Source organism: Streptomyces sp. NPDC006430 (assembly GCF_040612395.1).
GTDB lineage: Bacteria > Actinomycetota > Actinomycetes > Streptomycetales > Streptomycetaceae > Streptomyces.
The window spans coordinates 254,681-265,975 of sequence record NZ_JBEXQA010000004.1; the positions used below are offsets into that span (position 1 = coordinate 254,681).

The 11,295-nt window shown below is 70.1% G+C and carries 7 protein-coding genes; 2 read left to right on the forward strand and 5 right to left on the reverse strand.

What is annotated here, in order from left to right; translation table 11 throughout:
• Positions 1-494: 494 nt before the first annotated feature.
• The 5 genes from ABZZ20_RS09110 to ABZZ20_RS09130 all read right to left on the reverse strand — a co-directional run bounded on the left by ABZZ20_RS09110 (position 495) and on the right by ABZZ20_RS09130 (position 7,416).
• Complete coding sequence (locus ABZZ20_RS09110) at positions 495-2,045, reverse strand: sigma-70 family RNA polymerase sigma factor (RefSeq protein WP_356868351.1); 1,551 nt, start codon at positions 2,043-2,045, stop codon at positions 495-497.
• 169 nt (positions 2,046-2,214) lie between these two features.
• On the reverse strand, positions 2,215-2,991 hold the full coding sequence (locus ABZZ20_RS09115) for a hypothetical protein (RefSeq protein ID WP_257553332.1): 777 nt from the start codon (positions 2,989-2,991) through the stop codon (positions 2,215-2,217).
• Complete coding sequence (locus ABZZ20_RS09120) at positions 2,988-3,518, reverse strand: SigE family RNA polymerase sigma factor (protein WP_257553333.1); 531 nt, start codon at positions 3,516-3,518, stop codon at positions 2,988-2,990. The genes ABZZ20_RS09115 and ABZZ20_RS09120 overlap by 4 nt, the downstream gene beginning before the upstream one ends.
• Positions 3,519-3,646: 128 nt before the next feature.
• Entirely contained in the window at positions 3,647-4,600 is a 954-nt protein-coding gene (locus ABZZ20_RS09125) for an expansin EXLX1 family cellulose-binding protein (protein ID WP_356868354.1), read from the reverse strand.
• A 167-nt stretch (positions 4,601-4,767) separates the two neighbouring features.
• Positions 4,768-7,416 carry an RICIN domain-containing protein gene (locus ABZZ20_RS09130; protein ID WP_356868356.1) on the reverse strand — a complete coding sequence of 883 codons (2,649 nt, stop codon included), beginning with the start codon at positions 7,414-7,416 and terminating at the stop codon, positions 4,768-4,770.
• 1,584 nt (positions 7,417-9,000) lie between these two features.
• Between ABZZ20_RS09130 and ABZZ20_RS09135 the strand changes: the two genes are divergently transcribed.
• Positions 9,001-9,987 carry a LacI family DNA-binding transcriptional regulator gene (locus tag ABZZ20_RS09135; protein WP_079423903.1) on the forward strand — a complete coding sequence of 329 codons (987 nt, stop codon included), beginning with the start codon at positions 9,001-9,003 and terminating at the stop codon, positions 9,985-9,987.
• Between the two features lie 285 nt (positions 9,988-10,272).
• On the forward strand, positions 10,273-11,256 hold the full coding sequence (locus ABZZ20_RS09140) for an ABC transporter substrate-binding protein (RefSeq protein ID WP_356868358.1): 984 nt from the start codon (positions 10,273-10,275) through the stop codon (positions 11,254-11,256).
• Positions 11,257-11,295: the final 39 nt, after the last annotated feature.

Below are 11,295 nucleotides of genomic sequence, written 5' to 3' on the forward strand. Positions count from 1 at the left end.
GGGCCCGTTCCTGCCTGCCGATCGCCCGGGAGGCGTGGGTGTGTCGCGTCATTGGAGCGGCTTTCTTCAGGGGATACGTCAACGGGGAAAGTCGGGGGACCTGCCACGCCGGCCCGTCAAGGTGAGCGGCGGGAAGAGCACCCCACACAATGGAGGCCTCCGAACTGATGGCCTCGTAACAGAAAAGTGGCGCCGCCCGGATGATTGCCCGGTGATGCATCGCACGGGCGAAAAGCGTTATGCCAAGCCCTGCGTTCCGGTCGTCCTGTGGAAAGGGCGCCGCCCTGATCACCAGCGAGGTGTCATCGGTGGCGGTCGCGGTGATCAGCCTTCAAGCCGGTACGCCGAGTCAGCCGTCGACGAACGCGGACCGAAGCCGGTTTCGGCGCAGCACTCGGCTCGCTGCCAGGTCGAGAACAGCGTGGTGCAGGATCGTGGTGCAGGATCACCAGCTGTCACTGCGCGGGTCGGGCCACATGCTCAAGGAGCGGTTCTCAAGCCCAGGGCCTTCGCATGATGAAGGAAGCCTGGTCGGCGAAGGCCCGAGTGCCGTCGGAGCCATCGAGCCAGATGCCACCGTCGCGGTAGCGGAGGACGGAACCGGGATAGTTGTGCGCGTGCAAGGTCACCGACCCGGCGACCGCCCCGGGGTGCGGACAGAAGGTGGCGTCCTCACGGAACAGTTCGCTGCCGTCGTGGGTGCTCAGCCGTAGCCGCAGGTCACGATGGCGCAGATAGCGGCCGTCCGCGGCGAGGAAGGTGACGCACCGAGTGTCGGCCAGCCCCCCGACGACCGTGAAGGTGACCCGCTGCCGCGTCTGCGCGCTGCTGGACGCCGAGACTCGGCCGAGCGTCGCGAAGTCGCCGGCATACGTGAGGTACAGGGCGGGCTCGTCCACGGACTCCAGCGACTGTGCGCCCAGCGGAACAGTGCCCGCGACGGCCGGCGGACTCACCGGGGACGGTCCGGCCGACGTGATGGTGCTCGACGGGATCGGCGTGGGATTGCCGGCCGTGGGAGCGGCGATGACGCCGGGCACCCGATGCGCCGGTTCGGGCCAGGTCACGTAGGTGGCGGTCCCGGTGACGAGGACCGCGCCGGTGGCGAGGGCCACCAGCGGATGAGCGGTCACCGCGTGGAGTTTGCCGATCAGCAAGCTGTGCAGACTGCCTCCCCCCGTCGCCGTGCCGACGGCGACGGGTGCCGTGGCCAGCCCGGCGGCGCCGGCCGCCGTACCCGACAGCAGGCCCTTGGCGGCCAGCGCGGCGATGAGCCCGGCCGGGACCGCCAGTGGGGCGAGGCTGAGGAGCAGTCGCTCGACCGGAACCCGTTCTGTCTTCGTCGCCGCGCAGACCGGGCATCCGCGGGTGTGCCGCGCGATCCGCTTGCGCCACACCGATGTACGGAGACCGTCCCAGCCGATGAGGGCCTCGTCCAACTGCGGACAGCGCGGGTCGGCCTCCAGCGCGGCGACGATCGTCCGGCTCAGTTCCAGCTGCTCGCGCATGCGTTGCAGGCGCACTCCGACGTGGGCGACCGTGAGCCCCGTCGCGGCGGCGATGTCGTCGCGGCTCAGCGAGCCGGCGCCTTCCTGCCACCACAGCGACAGCAGCACTCGATGGTCCGGGTCGAGCCACCGGCCGGCTTCGACAACCTGACGGCGCTCGTCCGACACATGCAGACGCAGAATCGTCATGTCCCCAGGTTCGGCGCCGGCGTCCGGTATCTGGTGTGCCTCGTCGATGACCGTGCTCCGGCCGGCGAAGGCGCGTTGCCGGTGCCGGTGGGTACTGATCTGGCGGAGCGCGATCGAGACCAGCCAGGACCGGAAGCTCTCCGGAGCACGCAGGGCAGGCAGGTCGCGCACCACGCGCAGCAGGGTTTCCTGGACGACGTCGTCGACGTCGGCATGTCCGCTCAGCGCTCGCCCGACGATGTTGTAGAGCAACGGCAGGTACGCGGCGATCAGCTCCTCGCGCGCCCGATCGTCACCGGCCTGCGCCGCGACAACCAGCCCCGCGTGGTCCGCATCCATGAGCCTCATTCCCACCTCCTTCGACCGCGGCCGGATGTTCGCCGCGAAGGGCGTCAGCTGGTGCGGCTCCGGGTGTATCCGGAAGCCGCCGTCTTGGACCGCGCCGAGAGGCTCCTGGAGGAGGCGATCGGCTTTCGCCGCGAGGCCCCTGACTCCTCGGCCGGAACCTGGCCGGGCCTTACCGTGCCGGGGTAAACCTTCCCCAGACCGCGACGGAGCCGCCCGGGGTCTGCGTGTCGACGCGGTAGCCGTCGTCCGTGGCGTTGCGCACGCCGGTGGCGTGGTTGTACTGGCCGGCGAATTCATGCTGCCCGGTCGGCACGGTACGGCCCGGTTTGAGAACCCAGCGGTAGACCAGCGCTCCGCCGGCCTCCTGAACGGTGACGATGAAGTCTTCACTCGGCAGGGTGCGCCAGTTGCCGGTGTTCTGCACGCCGCCGGTTTGGGCGATGCGCAGTTCCACGGTGAGCGAGGTGAGCGGCTGTGTGGTCTTGAGAGTGAGGTTGCTCTGGGCCCAGTAGACGGTGCTGTGCGGATCCACCGAGCCGTCCGACGACAGGGGCCCGTTCTGAACCCGGCTGCTGGGCAGCGGAGTGGGGCGCGGGCCGACCGGGGCCGTGGTGGTCGGAGTCGGGGCCGGGGCGGCGGGGGTGGTGGGAGCAGAGGGCGTCGGACGGGAAGGAAACGTCGGGGACGGGGTCGCGGGGGTGGTGGCGCTGTCCGACGGTGGCGGAGTGCGGACGATGCCCGCGACCGCGAGACCACCCGTGGCCAGGGTGGCGGTGATGGCGAGGCCTGCGAGGGCGGCCTTGGGCCAGGATCTCGCGATGGACGGTGTGCGGTGACGGACGGTGCCGTCGGCCGCCCCGCGTTCCACGCGGGCCAGCATCCGGGCGCGATCGGGCTGGTGGGCCTCGGCGGCGTCGCGCAGCCGACGGGTGATGTCCTCGTTCACCGGTTCCTCCTCCCCGCCACCAGGTCGCCGACCGCTCGTGTGCCAAGTATCCGTTCCAACTCGGCCATTCCCTTCGAGGTCTGGCTCTTGACCGTACCGACCGATATGCCCAGCGCCGCCGCGGTGTCCTTCTCCGAGAGGTCGAAGGCGTGGCGCAGCACCACGCACGACCGCTTCCGGAACGGCAGCCGGGCGAGCGCCGTACGTACGTCCAGCACGGCCGCCACGTCCGGCCCCGCCACCTGCTCCGGACTGCGGGACCAGAACAGCGCGATCCGGCGCCGCTCGCGCACCGCACTGCGGATCCGTTCCCGCGCCATGTTGGCGACCACGCCGCGAGCGTAGGCGAGCGGGTGGTCAGCCTTGCGAAGCCGGTCCCAGCGCTGCCACAGGGCGACCAGGGCATCCGCGGCGAGGTCGTCGGCCGCGTCCGTCTCGCCGGTCAGGAGATGGGCGAGACGGGCCAGTTCGGCGTAGTGGCGTTCGAAGAAGTCGTGAAACTCCGCGGACGCGTCATGAAGGAGCATCTCCCCCGGTCGCCCTCTCCCTGCTATGTGCGCGTTAACAATCGGCTCGAGCGTAACAGTGCCCGTCACCGCGGCCGGACAGTGGCCGACCGCGGGGGCAGAGCCGTGACGGTGGGTGGACGGCACGGTCAATGCCGGGCGAACTGGACGCGGGTCTGTTGCGCGACGTCCGGTTTCAGTGCGATCCCCTCGACGGTCAGTTGTTCTCCGTAAAGGTCGGTGACCCTGATCGCTCCGCCGCATCCGCTGCCGCCGGTGGAGAGGAAGTAGTTGTAGTCGGTGCGGGGCAGTTTCCGCCAGCCGCTGGCGGTCCGGAGTTCGAGCACCGCCACCGGGTTCCGATGCCCGATCACCTGGACGCCGCACCAAGAGCGGCTGGACCCGGTCTTGTACCGGATGGAGAGCGTGTCGGGCGCGGCGGGGCTCAGCAGCGTCCAGGTGATCGGGATCCGGCCGAGTGAGGGGTTCGCGAGCTTGGCGAAGGCCTGTTGGCTGAGGTCGAGTTGCCCCGGTGCGCAGGGCAGGGGGCACTCGTTGACGATCCGCACCGTGATGGAGTTCCCGTTGGCGGCGCGGACCCGCACGTACGCCCCGCACGCTTTGGCCGACTCGTAGTCGGTGTGGTTCATCGCCGCGATCATGAGATCACCGGACGGTCCGTACAGGCAGGCACCATTGCCGTCACCCGCGGCATAGGAAGTCGCGACTCCCTGGTAGCTGACCGAGGGCTTGATCCGTCCCGCCGAAGAGGCTGGCGACTCCGTGCGTGCCGGGCTGGAGGCCGAGGGCGTCGGGACACCGGCGGCTGACGGCGGGGGCGGGCTCGTGACCGTCGGCTGCGTCGATGCGGTCGCGGCGCCGGCCTCTGCTACCGGCGACCCGGAACTGGACGGTGCGTTCGTTGGGGCAGCCGCTACGGATGCGCCGGTGGGAAGCCCGGCACCGGACCGGCTCCCGGGGAGGAGCGTGAGGGCCAGGCAGGCCAGCGCACCGACTGCCGTCACCGCCAACGGAATGCCGACGGCCGCCCCGCGTCTGCGCCGCGGCCGCGGCGCACCGTGTTTCGTTGTCCTCATGCCCATCCGTTCGGTAGATCGAGTCGACGTCGCACTTATCAGTGGCCGCCGAAGGCGAAAAGGTTGCCGCTCCGGTCCGATCCGGTCCGGTCCGGTCCGGTGCCGATGTCGATGTCGCCGAGACCGGGGCGGGCGCCGCGCACGGCCGCCCGCCCCGGCCCGGCCCGGGGCGATCAGGACACGTCGCCGTACACCACGCCACGGCCGTAGCCGCCCAGGTAGACCCGGCCGTACACGTCCGGGTCGCCGATGATGACGGAGATGACGCTCCCGCCGAACTGGTGCTGGTCGTCGTTGATCCGGACCCAGGTCGAACCGCCGTCGATGGAGCGGAACACCCCGGTGACGCCCTTCAGCGTCCCGCTGAGGTAGAGAGCCTGGTAGGTGGCGCCCGGGGCGGGCTTGCCGAAGCCGACACCGTGCGCCTGCTGCACGCCGGCGAGCTTGTTGAAGCTCGCCCCGCCATTGGTGGAGTGCAGGAGTCCGTTGCCTCCGCCTGTGATCCACAGGTCACCGGCGACGCCCGGGGCCGCCTTGAGCTGTCCGTCACCCAGGCCGGTGGCCCGGGCGGTGAAGCTCTTGCCGCCATCGGCGCTGGCGTACAGGGTGCCGCCCTTGAGGGCGTAGAACGTGTTCGCCGACGAACGGTCGGCCACCACGGCCGAGTCCGCGGGCAGACCGGAGGCGGCCGTCCAGGTCGCACCGCGGTTCGTCGAGTGGAACGGCCTCTGGCCCGCGGGCGTCCAGACGACGGCGGCGCCGTCCGCCGAGACCGCCACGGCCCCGCCGCCCGCTCCGCGCACGGGTTCCCCGGCGAACGGCGTCCAGCCGGCCCCGCCGTCGGTCGAATAGGCACCGTGCTGCTCGCCACCGAGACCGACCCGGACCACGAACCCCGGCTTCGCCTGGGCGAAGTCGATGCCGGTGGTGTTGGAGAACAGCGGTCCGGAGAGTGCTTTGGCGGGTACCTTGGTCAGGTCCTCGTGCCGGAATCCGCTGACATCGCCGAGCGCACTGATCAGCGGGAGGCCCGGGGGCTTGATCAGCCCGAGGACCGCGGTCTCCTCCAGCCCCTTGGCCGGGACCGTCCAGTGCGTGGCACCCCCCTTGTCCGCCGCGGTCACGTCGTTGCTGCCCCATATCCCCGACCCGGTGCCGTACAGCACGTGCCCGGAGTCGAAGGGGTTGATGGCCAGCGCGCCCATCCAGTGCCCGATGCCCGTGCCCACGTACGGCGCAGCGGAGTTGTCCCGCACCGAGGTCGCGCCGAGCGCCTTCCAGGAGGCGCCGCCGTCGGTCGACCGGTACACCTCGTCCGAGGGCCACCAGCGGTCCAGCGTGGTGACCATCACCGTGGACGGGCGCTGCGGATCGACAGCCAGCCCGGCGAAGCCGTAACCACCGCTGGACGGTGAAATGTTCTTCCAGGCCCCGGTGGACGGCGTGTACTTCCACACGGAACCGGCCGTCACACCGTTCGGGCCCGGGGCATTGGTGTACGTCAGATACAGCGAGCCGTCACCGGACAGCACACCGTGCTGCGGCAGCTGCCCTGTGGGCTGGCCGGACACGGCCTGCCAGCTGCTGCCGCCGTCGGTGGAGCGGTACAGCGAGGTGGTCTTGTCGGCCACCCCGACGTAGATCGTCCGGCTGCCGGCCGGGCCGAAGGTCACGAAGGACAGGCCGACGCCGCTGCTCGCACCGTCCTTGACGGGGAAGGCTGCGACCTGGCTCCAGGTCACGCCGTAGTCGGTGCTGCGCCAGAGCCCGTTCTTGCGGGTGCCCAGGTAGAGCGTGCCGTGGTTGGCGGGGTCCACCACCAGCCGCTCGCCCATGGACCGGCCGTCCTCGTTGCCGCCCAGTTTGAACGGCAGGTCGGTGCGCTGGAACGTCTTGCCCTGGTCGGTGGAGCGGAGGATCGCACCGTTGCCCGCCCAGTCATTGGTGTAGGTGCCGCTCGCGAGGTACAGGCGGTTCGGGTCGACGGGGTCGGTCGCCAGGCTCTCGATCCCGAGCAGGTTCCAGTCGGATCCACCGATCCAGTCGGTCAACGAGGTCCATTGGGCGGCGGTCGCGTCCCAGCGGTAGGCACCGCCGATGTCGGTCCGGGCGTACAGCAGGTCCTTGCGGGCGGGGTTGAAGACCAGCCCGGTGACGAACCCTCCACCGACGATCTGCGCGTTGTGCCAGGTGTACCTGCCCGAGCCGGCCGCCTTCACCAGCTTCCACTGCTGGTTGGTGCTGCCCCGGTCGGCGTACTGGATGAGCGGCACCCCCTCGCCGGTGGAGCCGCCCCACACGTCCAGCACCATGCCGTTGCTCCGGGAGACGAACTTCACCGCCCCATCGCCCACGTCCTGCATCTTCCACTGCTGCGTGGCGGAACCGTGGTCGGTCTGCTGCTCGACGGCCGCCGCGGACTCCTTGGAAGCGCCGCGCACTCCGAGGACCTTGCGGCTGCTGCGGTTCTCCACCTCGTAGTAGCCGTCCCCCGCCTGCCTCAGCCGCCACTGCTGACTCGCGGCACCTGCCACGCGGCTCGCCTGCCGTATCCAGACGCCGTCCGACGTGTCCGCCCCCGGCACGTCGAGCACCTTGTCGCTGCGGACAGAGGTCAGCGTGTAGTAGGCGTCGGCATCCACCGTCGCGGCGTTCGAATCGGCCTGCACGAACAGCAGGTAGGGGCCGAGGACTCCAGGCACGCCCAGCATCAGGCCGATCGTTATCCCGCGCCGGCGGTGGCGCCCCCGCGTACGCCGCTCGCCACCAGCCGCGGCCTTGCGCCGGCTGCGGCCGTCCGCCGTGGGATCCGTCTCGTTCATGGGGGCTACTCCTTGCTTCGGCCCTGCCCCGTACAACCGCTCAGGTCAGCGGTGCGCGGCGGCATGCGGCGGGAGATCGGGCGACCCGTGGGTGTGATCGCCTTCTGGTGTGCCCGTCAGTTGCCGCCGCTCCGGAAAAGGTTGCCGCCCGCCGAAGTCCGGTACCGGGCCACTGAGACCGCGTCGTTCCAGCGTCAGATCGGGGAGGGGGAGGGCTGTCGCGTCCGTTCAGCAGCCCGCCTCGTGCGCGGCGGTTTCCGACGGCAGGCTGGGCGAAGAGCTGAGACCTCATCGGAGGGACTTCGCCAGCGTGGTGGCGCCGTTGAGCAGGTGCTCCAGCGGCCCGCGCCGAAGGAATCGGGACCAGGCCGCGGTGAACACGATGGCTGGGCCGGAGACGGCCGGAGCTTGGGGCGCTTGGCGCCCGGAGAGGAAGGCTTCGGATGTGTGTGTGGGGGGCGACCGGGTGGGCACGGGCATGCCGCTGTGGCGGCTCCTGCCGCCTGCGGCCGTCGACGCGGGCTTGACGGCCCTCGCCGCACTCGCACCTGGATCAAGCTCTTCGACGAGAGGACCCCCGCGGCCGTGCCGGGCTGTTGCTGCGCAGGCACTCTCCGTTGACCCATCTTCTTGGGCGAACTGCAGGCCCCCGTATGGCTCGACTGAGACCCCACCCAGGCACGTTCGGCCGCCCCGTCACACTCCGCACCCAGGAGGTTCCCTGAAACACGACGGCAATCACTCAATGCCATCGCATGACTACTCTGGGGGCTGGAGTGGGCGTTGTCTGCAAAGGACCACACCCGCGCGATGAATTTCCGCCTGTCGGCGGGGGCGATTCCGCTGATCGGCGGGGTGACCACCGGCGCACGTTGTACTGGGACGAATCGAGACCGAGTACAACCGCACCCGTCTGCGCAAGCACTCGGCATACAGCTACGTCACCCCGATCGAGACCCGGGCCTTGACGACTCACGATCTCACCCCGCAGCGCAACGGCGGCGGAGGATGGACCGCCAGGTCTCCTGGGGGAGGCTGCGTGAGGGCCGCTCGGTCGCGGCTCGCAGATCGAGCAGGGCGGTGTTGCCGGAGTCGCCGAGAACGAACTGCTGGTCGCTGCAGGAGGTCTCGTCGGTGTCACCACGGGACCTCTTGAGGTGCAGCGGGAGGCGAAGGCGGGGGTCGGAGAGCGCGGCGACGATATGACGCGGACGGGACCCCGGCCGGGGACGCGGGAGAGGCGAAGGACGAGTTGTGCCGCGTCGAAAGCAGCGCCGCGGTAGCCGTCCAGGAAGAAGGTGTCGGACAGGGAGCGCAGCAGGGGGGTGCCGGGGCCGCCCCGGGGGCGGACCTCGCAGGCTGCGACAGGCCATGTGATCGCGAACAAATACACTCTCGTGAGCACTCGTGAGACAGTCGTAAGGTCTGCGAAGCCCTGCGCCATCGACCGGATCCCGACAGTGATCCAACCGCCGAGCGCCGTCACTCGTAGGCACTGAGCGGCTGTGAACCACACTGGTACGACCGATGAGGGGGCCTTGAGTGGGAACTGCAAGCACCGAGCCGGAGTCCCGCCAGCCCGTGATGGCGGATGTGGCGCGGGTCGCCGGCGTGTCCCACCAGACCGTGTCCCGGGTGCTGAACGGTGCACCGCACGTCCGGCCCGACACCCGGGACCGGGTGCTCGCCGCCATCCGGGAGCTGGACTACCGTCCCAACTCGGCAGCCCGCGCGCTGGTCACCCGCCGCTCCCAGACCCTGGGGGTGGTCAGTTTCGGCAGCGCACTCTACGGGCCCGCCTCGATGCTGGACGGGATCGAGCAGGCCGCGCGCAGTGCGGGGTACTTCGTCAGCGTCGCCAGCCTGCGTTCGCTGGACAGCCGCTCTGTGCAGGAGGCGGTGGACCGGCTCCGCGACCAGGGCGTGGAGGGCATCGTCGTCATCGCGCCGCAGATCTCGGCGGTGAGCGCGGTGGCGAAGCTGTCCAGCGCGGTGCCGGTGGTCGCGGTCGGATCGGGCAGCCAGTCCCGAGTGCCGATGGTGGCCGTCGACAACGAGTCGGGGGCGCTGGCAGCCACCCGACACCTGCTCGACCTCGGGCATGCCACGGTCCACCACGTCGCCGGCCCCCCCGGCTGGCTGGAGACCAAGACCCGACAGGACGGCTGGCGCAAGGCCCTCGAGGCCGGCGGCGCCGAGGTGCCCCCGGTACAGAGCGGCGACTGGAGCGCGAGGTCCGGGTACGAGGCCGGACTACGGATCGCCGAGGATCCTCTGGTCACGGCGGTCTTCTGCGCCAACGACCACATGGCCCTCGGCCTGCTCCGCGCGTTCCATGAGGCGGGACGGGCGATTCCGGGGGACATCAGCGTGGTCGGGTTCGATGACATTCCCGAAGCCGCGTACTTCGCCCCACCGCTGACCACCGTGCGTCAGGACTTCGGTGAGCTGGGACGCCGCGCTCTTGAGCTGCTGGTGGAGGAGCTGACCGGCGTCGGCCACGCCCGCAGCCACGTGCTGATCTCGCCGGAGATGGTGCTGCGGCGCAGTGCCGGCCCGGTGGCGCGTTAGGCCGCCCGCGGACGGCCTGGTCAAGATTGGGTAACGGCATGGCGGTCCCCTTGTCCATGGAATTGTGAGCGTTAACAATCTCACTCAAGCGAAACGGCACCGCTACATCCCGTTCACATGGACGGCGCGGACCGCACCGCCGCCTGCACCAACGCCGCACCGGGCGCCCATCGCCCCCGACGGTGTTTCCACCGCCTCCCGCGCCGGTCGGCCTGCCTGGTCCATCTGCCCGCGGTCGATCCGTCCGCGCCGAGAGCGGCCTCCCCACTCGAGAGGAATCCCAAGATGTCCAAGAGAGCTGCGGCGGCCCTGGTCGCCGGCACGATGGTCGCCGTTCTGTCCGCTTGCGGTTCCGGCGGCGGCGGCTCGGCCGGCGGCAAGGACTCCGGAGGGCCGCTCACCGTGGGCTTCTCCCAGGTCGGCGCGGAGAGCGGGTGGCGCACGGCCAACACCAAGTCCGTCCAGGATGCGGCCAAGAAGGCCGGGATCACGCTGAAGTTCTCTGACGCCCAGCAGAAGCAGGAGAACCAGATCAAGGCCATCCGCTCGTTCATCCAGCAGAAGGTGGACGTCATCGCCTTCTCGCCGGTGGTCGAATCGGGCTGGGACACCGTGCTCAAGGAGGCCAAGGCCGCCCACATCCCGGTCGTCCTGACGGACCGCGCGGTGGACTCCAAGGATGAGTCGCTCTATGCCACCTTCCTCGGTTCGGACTTCGTCGAGGAGGGCAAGAAGGCCGGCGACTGGCTGGTGAAGGAGTACCAGGGCAAGAGCGACCCGGTGAACATCGTGGAGCTGCAGGGCACCACCGGCTCCGCCCCGGCCAACGACCGCAAATCGGGGTTCGCCGACGTCATCAAGACGGACCCCAAGCTCAAGATCACGGCCTCCCAGACCGGTGACTTCACACGCGCCAAGGGCAAGGAGGTCATGCAGGCCTTCCTGAAGTCCCAGCCGAAGATCGACGTGCTCTACGCGCACAACGACGACATGGCACTCGGCGCCATCCAGGCCATCGAGGAAGCCGGCAAGAAGCCCGGCACCGACATCAAGATCATCTCGGTCGACGGTGTCAAGGACGCCTTCACCGCGATGAGCCAGGGCAAGATCAACGTCCTCGTCGAGTGCAACCCCCTCCTGGGCGACCAGCTGATGGACCTGATCAAGAAGGTCAAGGCCGGCGAACAGGTGCCGCGCCGGATCAAGACCGAAGAGGGCGTCTTCACCCAGGACCAGGCCGCGGCCGCCCTGCCGACCCGCCAGTACTGACCGGCCCGGTGACCAGGGGCTGCCCGGATCCGACCCGGC